At 38.9% G+C, this 24,017-nt stretch carries 27 protein-coding genes; 4 read left to right on the top strand and 23 right to left on the bottom strand.

What is annotated here, in order from left to right; all coding sequences use genetic code 11:
- Positions 1-19: 19 nt before the first annotated feature.
- Positions 20-577: a C40 family peptidase gene (locus IEV27_RS02900; RefSeq protein WP_188375945.1), complete on the top strand. Its 558-nt coding sequence runs from the start codon at positions 20-22 to the stop codon at positions 575-577.
- Positions 578-595: 18 nt separating this feature from the next.
- Here the strand turns inward: IEV27_RS02900 and IEV27_RS02895 are convergent, their stop codons facing one another.
- From IEV27_RS02895 to IEV27_RS02850, 10 genes are all read right to left on the bottom strand, one after another.
- A complete protein-coding gene (locus tag IEV27_RS02895) occupies positions 596-1,837 on the bottom strand; it encodes an MFS transporter (protein WP_229734818.1) in 1,242 nt (413 codons plus the stop codon).
- 121 nt (positions 1,838-1,958) lie between these two features.
- Complete coding sequence (locus IEV27_RS02890; protein WP_188375944.1) at positions 1,959-2,825, bottom strand: CvfB family protein; 867 nt, start codon at positions 2,823-2,825, stop codon at positions 1,959-1,961.
- Positions 2,826-2,844: 19 nt separating this feature from the next.
- Positions 2,845-3,849: an LLM class flavin-dependent oxidoreductase gene (locus tag IEV27_RS02885; protein WP_188375943.1), complete on the bottom strand. Its 1,005-nt coding sequence runs from the start codon at positions 3,847-3,849 to the stop codon at positions 2,845-2,847.
- Positions 3,850-3,876: 27 nt separating this feature from the next.
- Positions 3,877-4,257, bottom strand: a complete 381-nt coding sequence (locus IEV27_RS02880; RefSeq protein WP_188375942.1) for a PadR family transcriptional regulator — start codon at positions 4,255-4,257, stop codon at positions 3,877-3,879.
- A gap of 119 nt (positions 4,258-4,376) precedes the next feature.
- Positions 4,377-4,916: a P-loop NTPase family protein gene (locus IEV27_RS02875; protein ID WP_188375941.1), complete on the bottom strand. Its 540-nt coding sequence runs from the start codon at positions 4,914-4,916 to the stop codon at positions 4,377-4,379.
- Positions 4,917-5,073: 157 nt separating this feature from the next.
- Positions 5,074-5,910 (bottom strand): 3D domain-containing protein, encoded by an 837-nt coding sequence (locus tag IEV27_RS02870; RefSeq protein ID WP_188375940.1) that lies wholly within the window; start codon positions 5,908-5,910, stop codon positions 5,074-5,076.
- 294 nt (positions 5,911-6,204) lie between these two features.
- Positions 6,205-7,821, bottom strand: a complete 1,617-nt coding sequence (locus tag IEV27_RS02865; protein WP_188375939.1) for an ABC-F family ATP-binding cassette domain-containing protein — start codon at positions 7,819-7,821, stop codon at positions 6,205-6,207.
- Between the two features lie 123 nt (positions 7,822-7,944).
- Entirely contained in the window at positions 7,945-8,154 is a 210-nt protein-coding gene (locus IEV27_RS02860; protein WP_188375938.1) for a cold-shock protein, read from the bottom strand.
- Positions 8,155-8,229: 75 nt separating this feature from the next.
- Entirely contained in the window at positions 8,230-8,430 is a 201-nt protein-coding gene (locus IEV27_RS02855; protein WP_188375937.1) for a cold-shock protein, read from the bottom strand.
- Between the two features lie 239 nt (positions 8,431-8,669).
- Positions 8,670-9,161: a superoxide dismutase family protein gene (locus IEV27_RS02850; protein ID WP_373868061.1), complete on the bottom strand. Its 492-nt coding sequence runs from the start codon at positions 9,159-9,161 to the stop codon at positions 8,670-8,672.
- Positions 9,162-9,208: 47 nt separating this feature from the next.
- Between IEV27_RS02850 and IEV27_RS02845 the strand changes: the two genes are divergently transcribed.
- Entirely contained in the window at positions 9,209-9,985 is a 777-nt protein-coding gene (locus tag IEV27_RS02845; protein WP_268235623.1) for a SurA N-terminal domain-containing protein, read from the top strand.
- A 37-nt stretch (positions 9,986-10,022) separates the two neighbouring features.
- Here the strand turns inward: IEV27_RS02845 and IEV27_RS02840 are convergent, their stop codons facing one another.
- From IEV27_RS02840 to IEV27_RS02825, 4 genes are all read right to left on the bottom strand, one after another.
- Positions 10,023-13,652 carry a dynamin family protein gene (locus IEV27_RS02840; protein ID WP_188375935.1) on the bottom strand — a complete coding sequence of 1,210 codons (3,630 nt, stop codon included), beginning with the start codon at positions 13,650-13,652 and terminating at the stop codon, positions 10,023-10,025.
- Positions 13,653-13,734: 82 nt separating this feature from the next.
- A complete protein-coding gene (locus IEV27_RS02835; RefSeq protein ID WP_188375934.1) occupies positions 13,735-14,556 on the bottom strand; it encodes an alpha/beta hydrolase in 822 nt (273 codons plus the stop codon).
- 1 nt (position 14,557) lies between these two features.
- Positions 14,558-15,445, bottom strand: coding sequence for a gamma-glutamylcyclotransferase family protein (locus tag IEV27_RS02830; RefSeq protein ID WP_188375933.1), 888 nt, complete (start codon positions 15,443-15,445; stop codon positions 14,558-14,560).
- 7 nt (positions 15,446-15,452) lie between these two features.
- Positions 15,453-16,427 (bottom strand): P1 family peptidase, encoded by a 975-nt coding sequence (locus tag IEV27_RS02825; RefSeq protein ID WP_188375932.1) that lies wholly within the window; start codon positions 16,425-16,427, stop codon positions 15,453-15,455.
- 64 nt (positions 16,428-16,491) lie between these two features.
- On the opposite strand from IEV27_RS02825, the gene IEV27_RS02820 reads away from it, so the two are divergent.
- Positions 16,492-16,767 carry an acylphosphatase gene (locus tag IEV27_RS02820; protein ID WP_188375931.1) on the top strand — a complete coding sequence of 92 codons (276 nt, stop codon included), beginning with the start codon at positions 16,492-16,494 and terminating at the stop codon, positions 16,765-16,767.
- A gap of 38 nt (positions 16,768-16,805) precedes the next feature.
- Here the strand turns inward: IEV27_RS02820 and IEV27_RS02815 are convergent, their stop codons facing one another.
- The 5 genes from IEV27_RS02815 to IEV27_RS02795 all read right to left on the bottom strand — a co-directional run bounded on the left by IEV27_RS02815 (position 16,806) and on the right by IEV27_RS02795 (position 19,602).
- Positions 16,806-17,546 carry an SDR family oxidoreductase gene (locus IEV27_RS02815; RefSeq protein WP_188375930.1) on the bottom strand — a complete coding sequence of 247 codons (741 nt, stop codon included), beginning with the start codon at positions 17,544-17,546 and terminating at the stop codon, positions 16,806-16,808.
- 121 nt (positions 17,547-17,667) lie between these two features.
- Complete coding sequence (locus tag IEV27_RS02810; RefSeq protein WP_079530064.1) at positions 17,668-17,907, bottom strand: ferredoxin family protein; 240 nt, start codon at positions 17,905-17,907, stop codon at positions 17,668-17,670.
- Between the two features lie 133 nt (positions 17,908-18,040).
- The gene (locus IEV27_RS02805; protein WP_188375929.1) at positions 18,041-18,586 is read right to left on the bottom strand and encodes a histidine phosphatase family protein; all 546 of its coding nucleotides are present in this window, start codon (positions 18,584-18,586) and stop codon (positions 18,041-18,043) included.
- A gap of 148 nt (positions 18,587-18,734) precedes the next feature.
- Positions 18,735-18,938, bottom strand: coding sequence for a DUF6501 family protein (locus IEV27_RS02800; protein ID WP_188375928.1), 204 nt, complete (start codon positions 18,936-18,938; stop codon positions 18,735-18,737).
- Between the two features lie 52 nt (positions 18,939-18,990).
- Positions 18,991-19,602 (bottom strand): alpha/beta hydrolase, encoded by a 612-nt coding sequence (locus tag IEV27_RS02795; RefSeq protein ID WP_188375927.1) that lies wholly within the window; start codon positions 19,600-19,602, stop codon positions 18,991-18,993.
- Between the two features lie 171 nt (positions 19,603-19,773).
- On the opposite strand from IEV27_RS02795, the gene IEV27_RS02790 reads away from it, so the two are divergent.
- The gene (locus IEV27_RS02790; protein WP_373868073.1) at positions 19,774-20,439 is read left to right on the top strand and encodes a GNAT family N-acetyltransferase; all 666 of its coding nucleotides are present in this window, start codon (positions 19,774-19,776) and stop codon (positions 20,437-20,439) included.
- 4 nt (positions 20,440-20,443) lie between these two features.
- On the opposite strand, the gene IEV27_RS02785 is transcribed toward IEV27_RS02790, so the two are convergent.
- From IEV27_RS02785 to IEV27_RS02770, 4 genes are all read right to left on the bottom strand, one after another.
- Positions 20,444-21,022, bottom strand: a complete 579-nt coding sequence (locus IEV27_RS02785; protein ID WP_188375925.1) for a TetR/AcrR family transcriptional regulator — start codon at positions 21,020-21,022, stop codon at positions 20,444-20,446.
- A 604-nt stretch (positions 21,023-21,626) separates the two neighbouring features.
- The gene (gene msrB, locus IEV27_RS02780) at positions 21,627-22,589 is read right to left on the bottom strand and encodes a peptide-methionine (R)-S-oxide reductase MsrB (RefSeq protein ID WP_188375924.1); all 963 of its coding nucleotides are present in this window, start codon (positions 22,587-22,589) and stop codon (positions 21,627-21,629) included.
- A gap of 85 nt (positions 22,590-22,674) precedes the next feature.
- A complete protein-coding gene (vrrA, locus tag IEV27_RS02775; RefSeq protein WP_188375923.1) occupies positions 22,675-23,202 on the bottom strand; it encodes a VrrA/YqfQ family protein in 528 nt (175 codons plus the stop codon).
- A 70-nt stretch (positions 23,203-23,272) separates the two neighbouring features.
- Positions 23,273-23,953, bottom strand: coding sequence for a uracil-DNA glycosylase (locus tag IEV27_RS02770; RefSeq protein WP_373868072.1), 681 nt, complete (start codon positions 23,951-23,953; stop codon positions 23,273-23,275).
- Between the last annotated feature and the right edge of the window lie 64 nt (positions 23,954-24,017).

The following is a 24,017-nucleotide window of genomic DNA, read 5'->3' as shown; positions in this document are numbered from 1 at the left end:
ATGTAAGGATGACTCTTAAATGAAAAAAAGATCACTATTAATAAGCATCCTGGCAGGTATGGCTCTCCTATTAACCCGGCCTAAAAAAGTGACGGCGCCGGTGATACAGGAGGATGAAGCATGCTATCCAGGCACGAATATTAAAATAAAACCAGGAGATTTATTATTTTCCCCTATTGGGAAAAGCGAATCAAAATATGTTGGTCATGTTGGGATTGTGAATCACGAAGACAAAGTCGTTCATTCCGTTCCTGCAGGTTTAATTCAAGATTCAGTAGTAAATTACTGCCGTAAATTTCGTTCGATTACGGTATTCGCTCCTAAGACCCCTTTTCTAGGCATTCAGGCTGCAGACTATCTTAAAACGTTATATGAAAAGCATTCAAGAGCTGCGTATCGGGTATTCACGCCTCTCGGAAGCTCTGATGAAGTCCAGTACTGCACGAAAACTGTCTGGCAATGCTACATGTATGGAGCTGATGTCAATCTTGGTAACCTTTCAAAAGAAGCAAAAGCCATACATCCTCAATTCCTAAAAGATAAAAAATACCTCATAAAAAAAGGTGCCATCCGTTAAGGTTTGGCACCTTTTCGCTTATGCAATGCTTTCTTTCGTCTTTTTTGACTTATCTGTTTTTATCATTAGTAAAGTGAATAAAAGAAGCACAATACCTGCGCCGCCAGCAGATATATAGCTAACATTTAAATAATTTTTCATAACCATCGACATTACCGGAGGTCCTAGTGCAACCCCTATAAACCTAGATGAGCTGTAAAATGAGGTGATCGTACCACGCTCTTCTTTCTCTATCCCCTCAGTGATCATCGCGTCAAGCGTAGGCAGTATGGCTCCAATAGCAATACCCATCAGTGTAGTAATAACTAGCAGCCATAGTAATTTCTCACTTACCATTCCTATAAATATGACTGTACAAGAAGATATAAGTAGACCAACCATCAATACCCTTTTCATTACCTTAATATCACCTTTGATTATCTTACCTGTGAAAAAAGAGGCTAAACACAAACCAAATAACGGGATGGCTAGATAAAACCCTTTTTTCACCCCATACAAACCATGGATTTTTTCAAATATATCTGAAAGAAAAAACAAAACGCCAAACAGAATTAACATTAAATATACACCTGTTAGAAACACCGTATACAGCCACTTACCTTCTTCAGCAAATATCTTCTTCGTTTTCTTAATAAATGCCTTGAATTTAGGCGGTTTTTCTTCTTTCTTAGGAGCCTTTATGAAAAAGAAAACTAAGATAATCGAGATCAAGCTAAAAAATGAAATAGAGAAAAACGGTAAAAACCAAATAAATGCAGCAAATAAAGCCCCTAAAATTGGACTTAAAACTTTTCCAAAGGTATTTGATGTTTCAATAATTCCTAAACAAGAACTCGTTTTTTCATCATCATCTTTATACAAATCCCCCACTAAAGGTAATATAATAGGAGTTGCTCCGGCAGCACCAATTCCTTGCAGCACCCGGCCAATAACAATCCAGGTGAAAGGATCATTCATTTTCCAAGATGCAAAACCAGCGATCAAACCTCCTATAAGAGCAATGATTAAACTAGGAAGGATGACAATTTTCCTCCCATAACGATCGGATAAATATCCGGCTACAGGTATAAGGAAAATAGCTGCGACCGAATAACTTGTAATAATCATACTAGACTGAAATGAAGAAATTCCTACTTTTTTTTCAAAGATCGGCAGTACTGGAATTAACATTGAATTTCCTAATGTCATGACAAGCGGAATGGAGGCCATGCTCACTAGACACCATTTGCTAACTGTTTGATCCTTCGAATCGTTAGCCATTCACTACACCTCATTCATTATCTATCTTCCGTTATTTTTGTTTAAGACGAATAGAATTATTCAATGAATAATTTTTTAAAAATAAAATCCCCGCATTCTTTGATGCGGGGATTAAAAAAGTTTAGTTCTCGTGCTGGATATAAGTTTTACCATCTTTTTGAACGATTTTTCTTTCTTTCAATAGTGTACCTAATGCTCTTTTGAACGCAGCTTTACTAATTTGAAAGGTATCACGTATCTCATCAGGGGTGCTTTTATCCGTAAATTCCATAACTCCATCGTTTTCAACAAGATAGGAATAAATGGTTTCGGCATCATCCTTAAGTACATTCTGCTTTAACGGGCGTAATGAAAGGTTGATTGTACCATCGCTTTTCACATCAATCACCCGAGCTTCTACCGTTTCTCCTAAGCGGGGTTCCTCTTTTCTTTCATTCGGGTGTACAAACCCTCTATATCCCTGTTCAGTTAAAACAAACGATCCGGCCTTTGTAGAACGATAAACACGTCCTGCCACTGTGTCGTATAATAACGATTGAGGGGCTGCTTCGAGGTCCTCTAATACTTCGCTTTCTGAAATCGGTTCTGCAAAAATTCTCCCTTTCTTATCCTTTTCTAAACTTACGAAGAGAAAATCGCCTTCTTTCGGCCATACGGATTTTTTGAATGGAAGTTCATCCTTAGATACCAGAAATGCCTTATCTAACCCTATGTTTACAAAAGCGCCGAGATTAGGTACAACCTCCTCTACCTCTGCCCAGCCATAAGATTCTAATGTTACTTCTGGAATGATTGCAGAAGCCACGACCTCTTTGTTTCTATTTTGATAAATAAACGCAGGGATGGTTTGATCTAATTCTTGTATTTCAATTTCTATTTGTTCGTTAGGTAATAAAATTTCTTCTCTTCCATCGGTTAAGATGAAACCTTCTGCTTTCTTTTTGATGACCTTTAGTTCCTGCACACTGCCTATATGATCCGTAAACATGTTAACCCTACTTTCCCTTTTACTGTTCTTTGCTCTTTATATAATCTGCAATTAGTTGATAGGACTTCTTTTTCTCATGGAAGTCATAGATATTTGTAATTAATAATAATTCATCTGTATGGTAGCTGTCACATAAATCCTTTAATCGATTATACACATGCACTGGATCACCAATAATACATCTTCTTCGATTACTTTTAATTTTGCTTAATTCCCTAGAGGAAAAGTCAGTAGATTCAACTTCTTCTACCGATGGGACACGTGTGTCTAAGCCTTTTTCTACCTGCAACAGCCACATATCCTGGCTTTTTGCTAATTTTTCAGCTTTTTCATTCGTTTCGGCACAAACAACAAATACACACGCATTAATTTTTGGTTCTGTTAAATTTGAAGAGGCCTTAAATTTTTCGCGATAAGCTTCAATAGATGAAATGGCTTGGTCAGGGTTAATAAAATGGCCAAATGTATAACCCGTTCCGTTCACAGCCGCATGGCGTGCTCCTCTTTCCGTAAGTCCCAGCACCCATAATTCAGGATTCCTCTTCGTTGATGGCTTTGCAGAGACTCCATAATACGAATGGTCCTTAGGAATTTCCGCAGTCAGAAATTGCTGGACTTCTTTAATTTGGCGGGAGAAAGAACTTAATGGTTTATCATATCCATCGTTTAAAGCTGCCCTCGTTTTCTTGCCTCCACCAGGAGACCTGCCTAATCCTAAATCAATTCTGTTTGGAAATAAAGCTTCTAATACTTTAAAATTTTCTGCTACTTTTAATGGACTGTATTGAGGTAAAAGCACTCCGCCGGACCCCACTCGTATCTTTTCGGTAAGAGAAGCAATTCTTCCGATTAAAACCTCTGGAGAACTGCCGGCTAATCCATTTGTATTGTGATGTTCTGCGACCCAGTACCGATGATAACCTAATGAATCGGTAAGTTTTGCCAACTCAAGCGTTTGATGCAACGCCTCTTCTGCTGTGTTACCTTTCGAAATAGGACTCTGATCTAACACACTTAATTTCATTACGCAGCCCTTTCTATCGTTTTGCATCTAGCGATATATATTTTTCATGATTTGATTTAATACCATTTGCTGTTCTTCAAATAATATCTTATAACGTTTCTTTAGAACATTAAATTCTTCTTTACCAGCATCGGTTAAGTAATACCAGTATACCTTCTGTCTTTTTTTCTCGTGAGATTTGAAGTCTTCTTTTCGATAGAGTAACCCTTCTTCTGTCATCTCATGCAATGTATCAAGTAAAGTTGAAGGTGCAGGGATCCAATTTTTAGTAAGATTTTTGAATTCAGCTTTAAAATGCTCGCTGATCATGGGTTGACTAACTTGCAGCAAATGCATAATGTAAAACTTAGTAAATTGAGCTGCACTCATATTTAAAGCAAACTTTTTAGGATTGTTTTTATGAGACATAGTAACCTCTCCCACTCTTTTCTTCTATTTTACAATAAAGTGGTCAGGGTTTGTCTAATAATAAGTACATTTGTTCGGTTATTATTGTATGTTTTTTTAATATCAATTCGGAGTTACTACTAAGTATTTAGAGAGAATGGACGGTGTTGTAAGAAATGGTGAATTGCTTTCCTGTTTTTGAAAATAAGGATTTGAGCATGATCGTTTTGTTGTAATGTTGTTCGATAAATTTTATCTCTCTTCTTTTCGGGAAATTGCCAAACATAGCGGATAAATTCCATGGTCATTCGCTCCGGGCAATCTTCGGCAAGATCTTCTCTTGTCCTTCCTCTATACTTCATCCAGCGATTCAGCACTCGATAAGTGCATAGGAAACGATTCATATCAAGAAAAATGACCGTATCCGCAGCTTGAAGTCGATCTTCCCAAACAGTGCTATAGTTCCCTTCTATAATCCACGATTGTTTCTGAAGATGAATTTCCTGTTTAGTCAGTAACTCTTCTTGGGTAGACTGTAACCAACCAGGTTTCCAAAAAAGCTGGTCTATATGAACAACCTCTATATTTAATATCGAACCTAAGTTTTTAGCTAACGTCGATTTTCCCGATCCTGCCGAACCTAGTATCGCAATTCTTAATATACTTATCACTCCGATCATAAAAATCACTTAAGTTTATAGTTTAGCAATATTCTACAAATTTCTAAAGGAATATCAATTAAAATGAAACCGATTTAATATGGATTTCGTCTAAACAATGACAAATAAAAAAAGCCCACTATTGTGGGGGCAATAGCAGGCTTTTCATTTCTTACGATTATTCAGCTAATACTTGAATTGTTACGTTTTGACGACCGAAGTCAAGCGCTTCGCCACGGTCTTGCATATAAAGATCGATTTTATTACCTTGGATCGCACCGCCAGTATCTCCGGCAATTGCTTCACCGTAACCTTCAACATACACTTTAGAGCCTAGTGGAATAACGTCAGGATCTACTGCAACAACTTTCTGATCAGGGTTTGCATTTAGATCGATACCTGTAGCTGTTACACCAGTGCATCCAGTACAGTCAGCAGTATAAGCAGTTGCTTCTACATTTACTTCTTTAATTACGTCGTTACTCGTATCTTGAGAGCTGTCAGTTTGTTCTTGAGATTCTTGTGATGATTGTTCTTCTGAGCTGCTAGATTCTTCGTTGCTAGATTCAGTTGAAGTTTGTTCAGTTGATTCTTCAGAACTTTCATTAGAAGATGTTTCTTCTGTTTGTGGTGCTTCAGATGAAGCTTGACCACTTACAGAAAGCTCATCACCAGGATAGATTAATGAATCGGAAAGACCGTTCCATTCCTTTAAGTTATCCACAGAGACATCGAAATCTTGTCCGATTTTGTAAAGTGAGTCACCAGATTCAACCGTGTACGTGCTTTGTTGTTCTTGTTGTTCACCAGATACTTTTAATGATTGATTCGTTACAATTAGATCTGAGCTTAAGTTGTTTAGTTCTTTTAATTTGTCAACGGATACTCCTTTTTCTTGAGAAATGCTCCAAAGAGTATCACCTTTGTTTACTTTATATTCGTCGGCACTTACACCAGTTGCAAAAGCACCTGTAAGTGCTGCGGTAGCTGCTATTGAGAAAGCTGTTTTTTTCATTTGTAAAGTCCTCCTCGAAAATTGATGTGTTTGAATTAACCACAATTACAAGATTAACAGATTCTCAATAAAATTTAAGAACAAACAGCTAACAGTTTCTTTTCAACTGTGACGCTTGTTTTGCATTAAGTTTACAAAATAGGCAATTATACTTATCCGTCTACATATTTTTCCATTATATTCGATTGATTTGTCGTTTCTTGCGTACAATAATGTAAATTGCAATAGGAATTTATAAATATTCTTGTTCATAAATAAAAAAAGCTGACTCCTAAATGGAGTCAGCTTTAGCATTTACATAGATGCAATTTGTTTTTGAACCTCAGGATCTTGTAAAAACTCATCATACGTCATTTCTTTATCCATAATGCTGCCATTAGGTGTAATTTCAATAATTCGATTGGCAATTGTTTGAATAAATTCATGGTCATGGGAAGCAAAAATAATGGATCCCTTGAAATTAATTAACCCTTTGTTTAATGAAGTAATAGACTCCAGATCCAAGTGGTTTGTTGGTTCATCTAAAAGAAGAACATTTGCCCCAGAAAGCATCATTTTAGATAGCATACAACGTACTTTCTCTCCTCCTGATAATACATCAGGTTTTTTTAATGCTTCTTCCCCTGAGAATAACATACGGCCTAGGAAGCTTCGTAAGAACGTTTCGGTTTCATCTTCAGGTGAATATTGTCTTAACCATTCCACCAAATTGATATCTGAGCGACTGAAATATGCTGAGTTATCTTTTGGAAAATAGCTTTGAGATGTCGTAACTCCCCATTTGTAAGAACCTTCGTCAGGCTCAATTTCACCCATTAAAATCTGGAATAAAGTAGTCTTCGCTACTTCATTGCTTCCGACAAGAGCTACTTTATCATCCTTATTTAATGTAAAGCTTACATTATCTAACACCTTAACCCCGTCAACAGTTTTTGAAAGATTCTTAACCATGAGCAGGTCGTTCCCTATCTCTCGATCTGCTTTAAACGCAATGTAAGGATATTTACGAGACGAAGGCTGGATATCGTCCAGCGTGATCTTCTCTAATAGTTTTTTACGAGATGTGGCTTGTTTAGACTTTGATGCGTTCGCGCTAAATCGTGCGATAAACTCTTTTAAGTCTTTAATTTTTTCTTCTTTTTTCTTGTTTTGTTCTTCTGCCATCTTTTGTGCAAGTTGGCTGGATTCATACCAAAAATCATAGTTTCCTACATAAACTTGAATCTTACCAAAATCTAAATCTGCAATATGCGTACACACGTTATTTAAGAAGTGTCGATCGTGGGAAACGACAATTACAGTGTTCTCAAAATCAATTAAAAAGTCTTCAAGCCATTGGATCGCTTTAATATCAAGGTGGTTTGTCGGCTCATCAAGCAGCAGTACATCTGGGTTGCCAAATAAAGCTTGAGCCAGTAGTACTTTTACCTTCTCAGCCCCACTCAACTCATTTACTGTTTTATCATGTAGATTCTCAGTGATGCCTAATCCTGTTAGTAATCGGGCAGCTTCAGATTCTGCTTCCCATCCGTTCATCTCTGCGAACTCACCCTCAAGTTCAGCAGCACGCATACCATCTTCTTCTGTAAAATCACCCTTCATATAAATTGCATCTTTTTCCTGCATGACTTCATAAAGTCTTTGGTGACCCATAATTACCGTTTGAAGTACCTGGTACTCATCATATTCGAAATGGTTCTGCTTAAGGACAGCTAGTCTTTGATCATTCTTTAAAGATACCTCTCCCGTTTGAGCTTCAATTTCACCACTAAGAATCTTAAGAAAAGTTGATTTCCCAGCGCCATTCGCCCCAATAAGCCCGTAGCAATTGCCTGGCGTAAATTTTATATTAACGTCTTCGAATAGCTTCTGATCTCCGAAGCGAAGACTTACGTTTTGTACATTTAACATTTAAAATCCTCCCGTACCTAAGTGTATAACATTAGAATTATATCATTCATTACCGCCATCGAATAGGCTTTTATATTATAATTCCCAAATCAGACGAAAAAAAGAACCCTTCCAAGGGTTCTTTTACTTTTCTTTATAATATAAGCTGTTATTGTTAACGACTTGAAGAACTTTGCTTTCTTCTTTCATCTCACTCGAGCACATCGGACAAATCGCTTTTTCTTCTGTTCTGAAATTATCTCTCATCCAGCAATTGCAATCTTCTGACGTACATACCCAAATTTTTGTTTCTTCCTCTACAATCTCATCCTGGTTCTTTTTACCGAATGCCATTACGTTGAAACCTCCTTTGGACATGTCCATTATGTAAAAGAGACTGACTAGCCTTAAGTCAGTCTCTTTTCGTACTTATAATTTAGTTACATTAGCAGCTTGTGGTCCGCGGTCGCCTTCTGTAATTTCGAATTCTACACTTTGACCTTCTTCAAGAGATTTGAATCCTTCTTCTTGAATTGCGCTGAAGTGTACGAATACATCGTCTCCACCTTCAACTTCAATAAATCCAAATCCTTTTTCAGCGTTAAACCATTTTACTGTACCAGTTTTCATAAAAATGGGTCCTCCAATATTTCTAAAAATTAATATGTGTTCCATGTGCCATGAAAAAAATCACATATTATAAAAAGTACCAATGAAATTGATAACTCTTTATAATAAGTGATTTAGGAGTTAATCATGAATTGGTGCCCTTTTTATATACAATTATTACTATACATGATTTTTACCCAGTCGTCAAGTTATGGGTGAATTTAAATTTGTTATACGCTAAGGTTCCTTAGCGTATGAATCTATAGTTTTTCAATTACTCCACAAGCGATCCGAAGACCGGATTTACCGCTGGGCTGCGATTGATAATCATCAGGTCCTTGATGGATAATGATTGACTTTCCTATGATATCATTCACTTGAAAACGATCTGTAAAAAAGATCATTCTTGCCCTTCCATGGTTTGAGAACAAAACTGGAAAATCGCCGGCATGGTTTCCATGAGGTTGATCGTCAGGATTCCAATGCTCCCCAGCAGAATCGAACGGCTTTTCCCCATTTCCTATCTCACAGACGCCTTTCTCATGAATATGAAATCCGTGCGGACCAATTTGCGTTCCATTTTTCACTTCAAATATTGGAAGTCCTTCAACTTGTACAATTACTTCCACCCCATATGGCTGCTGGATAAAGTCTACTGTGCCTTTTAATTCTGGGGCTAGTGGACTGCTGCGGAAGTTTGCTGCTGCGCGGTCCCCGTACATATTTCTTGAATGATAAAGTATTGGTTCCAACCTGATCCCCTCCCTGTATGAACATTTTATGTAAAATATGAGGAATTATGACCTTACAATTTTACTTCAATTTGCGTCCTGTGCTACACTCCGTATATGCTTTAATAAGAAAAAGGAGAGATCTTATAATGAAAAAAATGTTACTGGTTGCATTACTATCCCTATTTGCAATTGGATTAGCAGCCTGCTCTGGAGATGATAATGCTGAAGATGATAATAACGAAGAAGAACAAACTGAGGAATCTTCAGAAGACAGCAGCGAAGACGGCCCGGTTGCCACAGTAAACGGTGAAGAACTATCCCGTGAAGATTTTGAGCAACAGCTTGCTAACGCCCAGCAGCAATATGAACAAATGGGTATGGATACAGAAGGTCAGCAGGACCAAATCGAACAGAGCGTTGTCGATGAAATGATTGGCATGGAACTTCTTCAACAAGAAGCTGAAAACGAAGGTCATGAAGTTTCTGAAGAAGAAGTAGACGAGCGCTACGAAGAATTTACTTCTCAATTCGAAAGTGAAGAAGCTCGAGACGAAGCTTACGAACAAAACGATCTAGATGAAGAAACCGTGCGTGAAGAATTAAAACGCAGCCTGCTTATTAACAAGTATGTAGAGGAAAACACAGAAGAAGCCGAAGTTTCTGAAGAAGAAATAGAAGAACAATATGACGCAATGAGTGAACAGCAAGGCGAAGAAGCACCTAGCTATGATGAAGTAAAAGATCAAATTGAACAACAATTAATTACACAAAAAGAAAACGAACAAGTGACACAGTTAATCGATGAACTTCGCGAAGAAGCCGACGTAGAAGTATTAATTTAAATGAAACAAAATCCCCGGGTTATGCCCCGGGGATTTTTTATATGCATTCTTTTATTTGAGATAACCGTTCTTTGAGCTCATAACTATTGACTTCTCCTTTTAAGCTATACATTTGGCTCTCATAATACTGTTCGATTTCTTTTTCCCATTCCTTATTTATTTCCTGTAATTGTTCTTCGAATTGATGATGAAAATGAACCGCTAACCGATCGTTATTATTTACCATTGTTTCACGTAAAGGTTCATTTAGGATCGAAGCTATTTGGTCTTTCATCTCTTCTTTTTCATTTCCTTCAAAGAAAGATTTTGTACCTTTAAACATTTTTAAACTTGAATGAAAAGCTGACAAAGAGACAGGAATTTCTTCATTAAACACCATTACCTCAGAATCTGCGAAGGACCACTCTTTATTTTCTAACACTAAAGAAGGTTCTATTTTACTTAATTCTGTCTGCAGTTCTTCACGATGACGATTCACTAATTGTTGAATAAAGGCTTCCATACGTACAGCTATTGCTCTTAGTTCTTGATTCATTTCGAACTGAACTTCTTTGACCAATGGCTTCATCGACGCTTCTAATTGACTTTTTGCATGTTGATTCGAACCATTAACGACTGAAGGGTTAATATGATTTTTAAAAAATTCATTAAAATTAAGCATCATACGCTCATGCGCATAAAACACTTGTTTTTCTACTTTTTGTTGAATCTGATCATATGCTCGGTTCGTTGACCGATCATGGAATATGCTAAACACGGTATGCTTATTCTCTTCAAGTCTCTTTAGGTGCTCTGCTTTTTGCTGTTCATTTAATGAGGCATTGTCGATATAAGTTTTTAGAGAAGTCGCCGCAAATTCCATGTCGTTCTGAATGGAATGCTGCAGAACTCCTGTTAATTCATGCTTTAAAAATTTCTCGAATCTTTCTTCAAATAACGCTAGACCAGATCGATGACTCATTTCATTTGCTAGTTTGTCTTTCAAGCCGTACAAGCTGGATAAGGAATTCAATCGTGGTTTTCGTATTTGGAACGATTGAAGCTGATGAGCCACATAGTCTTCTACTTGTCTTTTCTCTTCTTTGGAGCTAGCAAGATCCGCTGCATTAATAATAAAGAACATTTTATCCATCGAAAATGCGTCTTTGACTCGTCCTAATTGCTTTAAGAAAGATTCATCGGCTTTAGAGAAAGGATGGTTAAAGTAAGTGACAAATAATATGGCATCTGCATTTTTTATATACTCAAATGATACATCTGTATGTCTCGCATTTACCGAATCCGCTCCAGGGGTGTCAACTAACGTTACCCCTTTCCTCGTCCACTCACAGTCAAAATAAATCTCGACCCATTCAATAAAGCAAGACGTTTCTTCTTCTGATACAAAAGAAGACAGTTTATCCCAAGAGATCTCCATCTCTACACCCACATGATCTTTCATCTTTCCATATCCTTTTAAAAATGCCTGTAAGAAAGATTTCTTTTGATGGACGAGCTGATTAAGAGTCTCTTCATCCCATTGAGCGATGGTTTCATAAGCCGCTTCAAGGGTCGATTGATGAGTTAACGATTCATTCGTCGCATGAAATAAATCATCTACTAATTCTTTCTCAGACTTTACCTTCACGAGAACACTTTTATGCTCGTAATGTTCATTAGGCGGTACAATCTTATTAATCGTAGCTGTCGTGGGGTTTGGAGATACAGGCAGGATTTTTTCGCCGAGTAAAGCATTAGCAAACGACGATTTCCCTGCGCTAAAGGCCCCAAATAACGCGATTGTATATTGCCTGTTTCTTAATCGCTGTTGTTTTTCTTTAAGCTGACTTCTTAAGTGCTCAAATCCAGGCACACCTTTTAAGATGGTACGAACAGATTCTGCTTTCGCTTCTAGATTATACGTTAACGCAGGCTGTTTTTGATCACTACTTTCTTTCGTACGAGCTTCGTCAAAATCATCTTTTACCTCTTCCTTTCGTACCTGTATAGTTTGAGCATCCACTTCAATAATCTCTTCTTCTCTTTCTTTCACCTCTTGAGAAACCTCAGTAATTTGCTCTTCCGTCACTTCCGGATGCTCGAGCGCCTCAAGCAGAGATTGCTTATAGGTAGATATATCCGCCTCAATAGCCTTAAGACGTTTCTCTAACTGATCTTTTTCATCCATCGCTTGAAGCAGTTCGTAATTACGGTTAGATTCTTGCTTTGTTTGCTGTTCTAAATCTTCTTTGATTTGCTGCCACCATTCTTGCATCACTGCACGATAATGTTTTTGAATATCTTTAGATAATTGATCGGTATACCTTAAAACATACTCACCCGTTACAGAGGCACCTGATTCAATTAATGTTTCTACACGTTTCTCTGTAGGGTAAGTTAACGACAACGTCTCGGCTTCGCCAAGCAGCTTTTCGTTTGTTATATCTACTTGTTGTAATAATTCACGTAATCGATCTTTTAAAGGCCAAATTAAATTCTTTTCTACCGTAGCATCTACCTCTTCACAAAAGGCTTGCTTTCTCTCCGCTCGCTCTTCTTCTGTTTTCTTCCTGGCAAACAATAAACCTACTTTAAATCCAGGTTGTTCTGATTGTAAATAAGAGGCAGCTTTTTCTCTAACTGTACTAGGCATCAAATAAGCATTTGTAATAAACTTCTTCACGCGATCCTCAAATTGATCTTTAGCTTGAGGCACCCGATTCTCTTGTCTTTCTTTTAACGACTCTGCGCCTTTAAAACCTTTTTCTTCAATCACTTCTTTCAAAGCATTAAGATCCGCTTCGATTTGTAAAGTTTGAGCTTCATATTTCTCACGGTACGCTTCTATGCATTCATTCACGATACCATAGAGATGAGCTGCCGCTTGCGAAGCCGTTTCTTTTTGTTCGAAAAGTTCACGGAAATTGGTTTGCAAGCTTTCTAAGTCGCTATACGGATGATCTGGTTCCTTTAAGGACGTATAATAAATATTTTCCGGAGTTATCCCCCAAAGGCTAAAGGATTCGTGAACACTCTTTGTAAAGCTATCAAAAGAGAGCTCTTCTTTTTGATGTTTGTCCACTTGATTAATAATAATAGAAAAGGGGATATTGCGTTTCTGCATTTCCACTAAAAAATTTAAGTTAACTTCCGATTGCACGTGATTATAATCCATGACGTAATACATAAAGTCCATCACATGCAAAGAAGCTTCGGTAACTACTCGGTCTGCATCATTCGTAGAATCAACACCCGGTGTATCTAATACTTTTACGTACTCTGGAATAGAAGGCACGGGACGGCTGATTTCAATTTCTTTTATCGATTCCCCGTCCTTACAAAAATCCTTAACCGCGTCTAAAGGAATATCACCTATATACTTTTCAGGCGGGGCTTCATTAAAGTAAACCGTTGTATAAGGGTCTCCCGATGATAGCTTTACAATATTAGCACTGGTCGGAATCGGGCTCGACGGTAAAAGATCCTTCTGAGCCAAATAGTTAATCATCGAAGATTTGCCCGCAGAAAAATGTCCGGCAAAGCCGATTACAACTTCATTACGATTTACTTTATCAGCCAAATCCAGCATTTTTTGAGCCAAGACTGGATGATGAGGTTGAATCTTACGGTAAAGATGTACAATTTGATTCATCACTGTGTCACGCTTCTCTTTGGTGATTACAGACATCTGCCATTCTCCTTTTTTCATTTACGTTACGTTATGACACATATTATAGCAGAAACCTAACTCAAGCCATAAATGAATAAGATCATGATAAAAGTTTATCCAATTGTTGATGGACCGTTTCATTGTGCAGCAAATGGTTATGATCTTCACCTGGAATAATCATGACTTTTTGTTTGAACGTTTTCTCATGCCATTCTTGAAGCTTAGAAGACACAATCACTTCATCGTCCTCTCCAATGAAAGTCATAAATCTTTCAGGCATTTCATCATTCGGCATCGTTTCTAAGAACCTCGAGATAAGAAGTCTAAACGTTAAATGAACAAGAGACCCTTGGTTAAACTCATCCGGAATAATGGCGACGGTTTGACCATTCCATCGGTTGATCCCCATCTTCTGAAGAACAGCTAAAAGCGTAGCTTTTTTTGAGTATACTTTGTAATCAACGTCAGTACTTGGCTTAAACTGTTCATTCGCATCGTCTTGATACACAGGCAGTCCGGGATGAAAATAAGGAGCAAAGAATACATAACCATCTGCGGCATCTTTATTTTTATGGATGAGCCTTAATAGATTGGCGCATCCCATAGAATGACCCGCAAGAATAATTTCTGTAAAACCTTGCTTACGAACAAAATGGATAAAATCAAAAAGATCATCATCGTACTGTCCGATATAATCGAGGTCCCCTTTTGGGTGGTTATTATCATATCCTCGTAATATAGGTAAGAATATATCTCCGCCAGCATGATAGGTTCGAGCCATTTCTTCATGATGATCGACTTCTGCAGTTACCCCGTGAATCATAATAAAAGCTCTGTTATTTGTGTGCCCTTCATTTTTAAAATGCACATAGGGTAAAGAAGAAAAATCTCTTGCTGCGTAGCGTTTCCATTCTGATTTCATATTAACTCGATCCTCCCTTTGTCCATTCTTCCAGGTATTCAGTAAAGCCTTCTACGGGCAATTGTTTAGAAAACATATTGACGATTTGCTCTCCATACGAACTTGAGAGATGAGTAGTCGCCCCTCTATGAATTTCAATCGCATAATGCAGCGGCACCGCTCGATTAGGTTTCTTTGAAATGACGGTAAAGGTAAGCGCCCGATAGGAGCTATCCCCCTGTTGAACTTGTACAACCGTTGGCCGGTACCAAAACGAGTAGACACCTTCACGCCTATATAAGTAATCAAGAGCTTCTTCATTTACTTCATAAAGTACGCCTTCTACTCGTTGACCTTGTGCCTCTCCTATATCTGCTCTAGCTCCATCTGATAAATGGTGAGAGAACAGCAGTTCGTAATGATCAAGATGCGCACCCCCGATTATTTTCTCAAATAAATGATCAACCCCAGCCTTCATAAACCGTTCATTATCCATACAAGAACCATAGGCAAAGTAATAAATAGGGGAAGAATGCAGAAGACGTTCTACTTTCCAATCGCCCGAAGAAATTTCTTTTTCTTTCTTTAACCGCTCGCTTCCGAAGTATGTATACGCTTCGTATTCCCCTTGCTGTGTCGTGACCTTAATTACTTCTTTTTTAAATAAAGGATTTGAATCCTCTGGGTGATACCCCTCTAAACGATCGATCAGAGCTTCCTGCTTTGGATTAATTTCATATAATTCTCCGAACGTAATTTCCGCTTCATCATGAACAATAAAAGGATAATAAGACTCACTCTTATATAATTTCGCACGTACCCAGGCCTGCTCACTCAAGCACGTTTCATTTGTTACATAATGATGATTTCGTTCTCCTTTACACAATGAGCCGTAAACAAATAAATACATTCTTGCTTCACTCCAATTTCAAATCTCGGTTAGCCACTATACCATAACAGCTTTTCGCTGCATAAACAGCCTGTAAAACAGCTTGCTCCACGACATAGGCATATAGATAGCTTAAACTATTTAAATCTACTTTAACTTTCCCTGAACTCATTGTAAAAATAGTATCTCCATCTACAAAGGTATGAGCAGGCATCATCGTTCTTGCAAATCCGTCATGAGCTAAGGCAGCCATTTTATTTGCTTCTGGTTTTGATAACACAGCATTCGTCACCACCGCGCCTATTGACGTATTTTCACTAAACCGATTCGTTGAGGGATGGAGCACCTGTTCTAGCAGTAAATCTTCTGTATGTAAGAAGACGCGCTTCTTGCGATTGTATACCCCAGCTATCCGCTCTCGGTTATAAGGGTTAATCACATCTCCGAAGCAGTTTACTGCAACCACAGCCCCTACTTGTAAATCGTGAATTTGAACGGCGTACGTACCGATACCGCCTTTCATCGATTGTTCATTCCCTAACACCTTTCCTACCGTAGCTCCTGTCCCTGCTCCATAATTCCCTGCTAAAAATGGTTTATTTAATAAAGCATTCTCACACGCCCTTCGCCCCATGCCATTATCAGGCCGAATCGTGGAAGACCCTACATTAAGATCATACAAAATAGCTCCTGGTACGATTGGAACTTTTGCAGCAGGGGTATCAAATCCGATTCCCTGTTTTTCTAATGTATCCATGACCCCGCTACCCGCTTGCAATCCAAAGGCGCTCCCCCCAGCCAGAAACAAGCCATGAATTTTTTGAACTAAATTCTCCGATTTTAATAAGTCCGTTTCCCGGGTACCCGGTGCACCTCCTCTAACATTCACCCCCGCAGTCGCTCCTTCTTTTGCGAGAATAACCGTACAGCCCGTGCCTGCTTTATCATTTTGATCATGCCCAAAATTAAAGTCTTTCATATCGGTAACGTCTATCACTTTCATTCATCGTTCACCCCTATGTTTTTAAAGTCAGCAAAACGGTAAAATAACCTTAGGAGGTGTTCACATGCCAAGAAAACATTTAGTTTTCCACGGAAGAGTACAAGGAGTCGGTTTTAGAGCTACCGCTCAGTCTCTTGCGAAGCAGCACAGTCTAACAGGTTGGGTAAAAAATAAAGAGGATGGGACCGTGGAGTTAGAAGCAGAAGGAGACGACCAAGCTCTTCAGTCTTTTTACGAAGAAATCAAGGATGGTCCAAGCCCGTTTATTAAAATCGAAACCATTGATGAACAACATTATGAGGATGAAAAGGGTCATCGAAAATTTAAAGTGCTTTACTAATAAAAACACACCGCACAGCTGCAGGATGCGGTGTGTTTTTATTTTTGGTGCATGGGGCGGACAATTAATTCATTTACGTTAACTGACTTCGGCTGCATCACGGCGTAAGTAACGGCACTAGCAATATCAGCTGACTCTAAAGGGGTCATGTCTCGATTTTTAAACATATCAATGACATCGCCATCCGTAATATGTTCAGTTAATTCAGTATCGACCGCTCCAGGCGAAACGTTCGTTACGCGAACTCCGGACTTTGATAATTCTTTCTCCATCCCCATCGATAAAGCTTTAACTGCGTACTTTGTCGCACTATAAACCGTACTTGAAGGAAATACTTCATGGCCTGCCACGGAAGATACGTTGACAATGTGACCAGCTTCTTGCTTTAACATTTCAGGAAGGGCCGCATGGATCCCGTATAAAACACCTTTTATATTTACATCAACCATCTGTTCCCATTCATCAACGTGATCATTTTTTAGAAAAGATAGCAGCATGACACCTGCATTGTTCACATAGATATCAACGGAGTTAAACTTCTCTTTTGTATGTTGGACAAGCTGCTCTACATCCGTCCGCTTTGTCACGTCCGTTTCTACCACAGCGGTTCGCACCCCATACTCATCTTCAATCATTTCCGCCAGCTTCTGAAGTTTATGAGCTCTTCTAGCAGCTAGCACAACATTGGCCCCTTGCTCAGCTAAATGCTCAGCAATGGCTTTCCCAATCCCACTGCTTGCCCCTGTAATGATCGCTACTTTATTTGTTAGTTTTCCCATCTGCATAGCCTCCTTCTCCATTTACAGTTTTATACCCGTTTTCTAAGACTTTTATGCAAACGGAACCTATCAAAAAAAGGCCATCTCTAATAAGTGAGATGACCTTTTACGTATGTGTTCATTATTGTTCCTCAAAGAACTTACGGTTTAACTCGATGTATTTGTTTTCTTCCTCTGGTACTTCATCCTCAATATAGATGGCCTCTACAGGACATACAGCCTCACAAGCACCGCAGTCAATGCAAATAGCTGGATCGATATAAAACATATCTTTACCCTCTTCAATACAATCGACTGGACAAACGTCTACACATTCTCCAGCTTTTTCGTCTTTACAAGGGGAAGTAATTACAAAAGCCACGTGAATCTCCTCCTTCTCTTAAAAATTACAAGTGTATACTAATTATATACACCTCTTACTTGAGTCTTAAACAAAACTCTATCTATTATGATAACGACTTACGCGTAAAATCGCAATTTTTGCAGAAAAATATCTAATCCTGCCAAATTCGTTCTACCGTATAATCTCCGCCTTGCTTCTGAACTAAGAAGATATCAGGACGAGAGAGACGTTTCCATTCGTTAAATCCAAATTCTCTTTTGTATTTTTGAAGGAGCAGCGCTAATAAGTTGCCATGAGTCACTAGAACGACATTGCCAGGTTCGCTTTCTAATTCATTGACGAGTGATACGGCACGCTCTTTTGCTTCTGTCGAAGATTCTCCGCCAGCCATTTTTAATTCAGGGTCTATAAACGTATCATATAACACTTCTTCCCAATCATCTAAAGGCGTATGACTCAAGATACGTTCTTCCAGCCTTTCATCAAGTTCTATCTCAATTCCCTTCTTTTGAGCAAAAGGCTTGATGGTCTCCACTGCACGTAAAAAAGGACTAGAAATAATACGATCAATATCATAACCTGATTGTTCAAGGAAAGCTGATATCATTTGTGCTTGGCGCACCCCAAGTTTTGTTAATGGTGAGTCTTCGTGTTGTCCTTCGGTTTCACTGTGACGAACTAATAGCAATTTGTCCATTTTGTGACTCCCCCTTCAAACTTTCACTTACTTCTATTATCAACCATATGTCAGCGGTTGACAAGAAGTGAACGATGGAAATTGGTACAACTCTAACAAGAAAAGGCTCTATGATATAAAAAACTGAAGCGGAAAGGACCACTTCAGTTTACACTTCTTTAAAATAACCTTTGTAAAATCCGCCGATTCTGCCGGAATTATCTAAGACAAAGTAAAATTCTTCACTTTCGTTCTTAACGTCATATACCTTTCCCGGGGTTAAAACATTTTTAACGACAAATTTATCTGCCTCATTATGAACACACTCGACCTTTTTTATAGTTTCTGACTGCTCCCAAGTTTTATGAATCATAGCAACATCAGCCTCCTTCATTTTTCTATCATACACGTATTGAGAAGTGGACTCAATTGCTAACCTGAGTTTGGTACCATTCGGCCGATTTTTTCACTTCTTCTTCTGTTAAACGATGACCCATGTTTTCCCACTGCGTCGTCACCGTAGAACCAGATGCCTCTAAAAGCTTTTTTAATTCTTTCGTTTCTTCGGCCGGGCAGATCGGATCATTTTCTCCAGCGCCAATAAAGACTGGCGTTTGTGAAAGGTCAGGTAAGTCAACTCCTCTTCTAGGCACCATAGGATGATAAAGAATCGCTGCTTTCAAACTGTTTTTATAGTGAAATAATAAACTTCCAGCAATATTAGCCCCGTTAGAGTAGCCAACAGCAACGACTTTTTCACGAGAAAACCCATACTCTTCAGCCGCTTCACTTAAAAACTCATACAGTTCTTTCGTGCGGAAAAGAAGGTCCTCTTCATCAAAAACGCCTTCTCTTAATCTTTTAAAATAACGAGGCATGCCATTTTCTAAAACATTTCCTCGAACCGATAAGATGGCTGCATCTGGATCAATCATTTGCGCCAACGGAAGCAAGTCTTCTTCAGTACCTCCTGTTCCGTGTAACAACAGCAGTACTTGACTATTTCGATCTTTACCTTCTTTAAATATATGCTTCATAAAAATGACGCCTCCTTTTTGTTTACATAATTAAAATATCGTCTATTCAATTATTTTTATCTATCTGGAATTTTATCTTTATTTCGAGATATTGTCAAAGAATATAGGATAAAGGAAGAATCATAAAAAATCGTGTTATAATTTAAGACAACAATTTATAATGGGGTGTTTATATTGGATAAGTGGGTCTATGGATATGATGCAAGATCCGAGAGATTTAACCACATACATATTCGCAATTATGAAGAAAAAGACTTTCTTCGTTTAATTGAAGTACAGAAAAAAGCATTCCCCCCTCCTTTCCCTTCTAAGTTATGGTGGGATGAAGATCAATTAAGAGACCATGTTTCTATTTTCCCTGAAGGCTGCATCTGTATCGAAGTTGAAGGAGAGGTAGCAGGATCAATGACGGCTATGAAAACGAACATAGATGATCAAACCGATCATACGTGGGATGAGGTTACCGGCGGCGGTACTATGCGCACTCATAACCCTGAAGGTTCTGTTTTATACGTCGTTGATATTTGTGTAGATCCCGCCTATCGTTCATTAGGCTTAGGAGGGCAATTAACACAGGCCATGTATGAAACAGTCGTGCACTTTCACCTGGATCGCTTAATAGGCGGTGCACGAATGCCAAACTATCACAAACACAAGCATGAGCTATCCCCAGAAGAGTATGTGAATCTAGTGCTCAAAAATGAATTAAAAGATCCGGTTCTTACCTTTCTATTTAAAGCGGGACGTTCCCCCGTGCGTCCTATTGCCAAGTATATCGATGATGAAGAATCCGCTCATTATGGATTATTAACCGAGTGGAAAAATCCATTTACCTAATATGTTACTTATCAGAAATAGCTGCTCCATGTTCAATTAGCAGCATAAGCTGATCAGCCATTTCTTGATGACCTACTTTGTGTTTATGAGGAAACAATATCGCGTGAAAAATAATATCTGCAATCATTTCAGTATCCACTTTTGCAGACCAGATGCCGCTAGCTTTTGCGTCATTAATCCATCTAACCAATACCGAATATGTTTTTCGATGTTCCTCAGCTAACTGAGATTGATAATACGAGGCAAGTTCTTCTTCACTTGTTTGAATATCACGAATCATGCGTTCAACTTGGTGAATTTGAGCATGATCCAGCAAAATAAATAACAAGGAACGAAGCTTTTCATTCGGCTGGATCTCCGATGGAATATTTTCAATACGTTGATTCATCTCATCCATAATTTCACGCAAATAAGCGATCAACAGCTCTTCTTTGTTACGGTAATATTCGTATAACGTGCTTCGGCCTACTCCGAGAATTTCCGATAACTTTTTAAAATGGACGCCATGAATTCCGTCTGAACGAATCACCTGACCTGTAGCTTGAAAGAGCTCCTCTTTCGTTAATGACTTTTTTCTACCCATAGCGTTCCCTCTCTTACCCTAGTTAGTATATTAAGTATATCTTACTTTGAACTCACAAGAAAAGCAGGCTTATAAAGCCTGCTTTTCTTGTAGAGAAACCTTAGTTCTCTCTTTTACCTCAACAGTGTAAACATTTCTTGCATGAGGAAGAGGAAAGGGTTGTAGTAAACGACTTCCTTTCCATGGGCGAATGGTGTGCCTCCTCAGGCTTGATCAGCCTTCCGGGGTCACACCTTATTCGTATCTCCCATAGGAGTGTCGCCGTTTTCTAAAACCCTTTTTCGAAATAGATCAATGGAAAAACCATTTACTCAAGCTGTCCCCTTATGAAAACAGAGTTTGCAACAGGACAATCACTCTACGATGGTTCTAAGCTCCCACTTTGATCAAGAAAAGGAAGAAGTACCGACTCCTGCAGGACGAGCAGACAGGAGAGGCCCCGCAGGTCGCAGACCGAGGAGACTTCCGTCTTGCCCCGCGGAAAGCGGCACTTTTTCCTGTTCTCCATACCAATATGAAAGAACCACCCTATAATCTCATATTAAATCCGTCTAAGGTTTTTCGACAGCCAGAGCAGGCTTATAGAGCCTGCTTTATTGCTTTATTATGAAGTAAATAGATTCGACAAATAGCCGTAACCTCTTTCCTCTAACTCTTCTTTTGGAATAAATTCTAAAGCAGCTGAATTAATACAGTATCGTAATCCACCTCGATCTCTAGGACCATCTTCGAATACATGACCTAAGTGAGAATCAGCTTTATCACTTCGTACTTCGGTGCGAATCATGCCGTGTGAAGTGTCCACGTTCTCAAGGATGTGCTGCTTTTCTATAGGCTTCGTAAAACTTGGCCATCCACAGCCGGCATCGTACTTATCTTTTGAACTAAAAAGGGGTTCTTTAGAAATAATATCAACGTAGATCCCTTCCCCTTCATGATCATAATATTCATTTTGAAAAGGTCGTTCCGTTCCATTCTCTTGCGTCACAAAATACTGGGTATCCGTTAACGTTTGTTTTAACTCTTGCTTGTTTTTCTTAATATTCCAGTGATCTTTAATAAAATCAGCTCGGCCGGATCCTTTTTTGTATCGTTTATAATGATATGAATTTTTTTTATGATAGTCTTGGTGTTTATCCTCTGCTTTATAGAATGGTTTAGCGGGCAGAATATCGGTAACGATGGGCGCTTTGAATATCCCTGATTTTTCCAGTTGTTGTTTACTTTTTTCGGCTATCTTATGCTGCTCCTCATCATGGTAGTAAATAGCCGTTTTATACGATTCTCCTCGATCCGCAAACTGTCCTCCAGCATCTGTAGGGTCAATTTGCTGCCAAAAGATTTCGACTAATCTCTCGTAAGGAAAAAGTGTTGGATCATACTTAATCTGCACAGCCTCACGATGCCCTGTAGTTTCAGTAATGACCGACATGTACGTAGGGTTGTCCGTGTGCCCTCCGGTATAACCTGAAGTCACTGAAATAATGCCTGGCCGTTCTTCAAACGGCTCAACCATACACCAAAAACATCCTCCAGCAAATGTAGCTACTTTATATTGTTCATTCATATGAGAACCTCCGTTGTCATGATGTTTCGCTGCATGGTTCTTATTCTTGCTAAAATAAAATAAAAAATCAAGTAACCTGCACAGCCTAAATATATAACTTAGGCTGTGAAGTTCCTTGAGTCTCCGAATGAGTCTTTCTTTTTTCTTTATGCTGTTCTGGCCTTCTTCGGTCCGATTGGCGGGTATCACGGCGTTTTTTGTCTTCTTGAGGCCTTTGAAAAGGCTGTCGTTCTCTCTTCTTGTGGTCTCGTTTCTTGTTTGATTTAGAATCACTCGAACTTGAACTCGAACTCTCAGTCACTTCTTCATCAGATTCATTCATGATCTTCATCATGTTGATCATAGCCGGCAGGTTTTTCATCATCGGACCATATTCTTTAACCATTGGAGCAGCAGATTGCATAGCTTTTAATGCGCCCTGAATTTGATTAAGCCAGCCAGCGCCCGCTTGAGGCTGTACGGGTGGACCTAAAAAGGGTGCACCTCCGAATCCACCAGGGCCTCCTTGATTAAAAAATCTCGGAAGAAAACCTCCTACGTTTTGCATTTGATGGGGTGAAAAACCTTGAAAATTCCTGGCAGGGCCAAAAAAAGGTAGCTGATTATGATTCATACTAGACCCCTCCGTCATTAGTCATGTCATAGCCTATGCTGTGAAGAAGAGGGATGTATGGGCATTCTATTTATTTGTTAATCGAAGACCAGTCAATTGGTTTTTCTTTCACTTCTTCAAGAAACTCGTTTGCTCGAGAAAATGGTCGACTGCCAAAGAATCCTCTGTAAGCTGAAAGGGGACTGGGATGAGGCGATTGAATAATACAATGCTTATCCTGATCCACAGAGGCCGCTTTCTTTTGGGCGGGCCTCCCCCATAATATAAATACAAGTGGACGTTCTCGTTGGTTGAGAAGTTCAATTACTCGATCGGTAAGCTTTTCCCATCCCGCTCCTTTATGAGAGTGTGCTTCGTGGGCCCGTACAGTTAACACGTTATTTAAAAGAAGTACTCCTTCATCCGCCCATGCTTCGAGGTTGCCATGGTTTGGAGGTTCCACCCCCATATCCTCTTGCAGTTCCTTGTAGATGTTCTTTAATGATGGAGGCACTTTCACTCCTTTTGGTACAGAAAAACTATAACCGTGCGCTTGACCCTCTTCATGATAAGGATCCTGGCCTAAAATAACGACTTTCGTATTTTCATAGGAAGTTCGCTGAAAAGCAGCGAAGATGTCATACATATTTGGAAAAACACGATGTGTCCCGTATTCTTTTTTTAAATACTCTCTAAGGTTTGTGTAATAGTCTTTTTCTAGCTCACTTCCAAGAACGTCAGCCCAATCATTTATAAATACCGACAATCGTATCACCTTTCACTTCTTTTATTCCCCTTTATTACCTTGTTTTATTTCCCGGGCAAGCGCAAGATGT

The organism is Halobacillus andaensis (assembly GCF_014636475.1).
Classification (GTDB): domain Bacteria; phylum Bacillota; class Bacilli; order Bacillales; family Halobacillaceae; genus Halobacillus_A; species Halobacillus_A andaensis.
The sequence above is the reverse complement of the archived record's forward strand: the minus strand, read 5'-3'. Positions and strand labels throughout refer to the sequence as shown.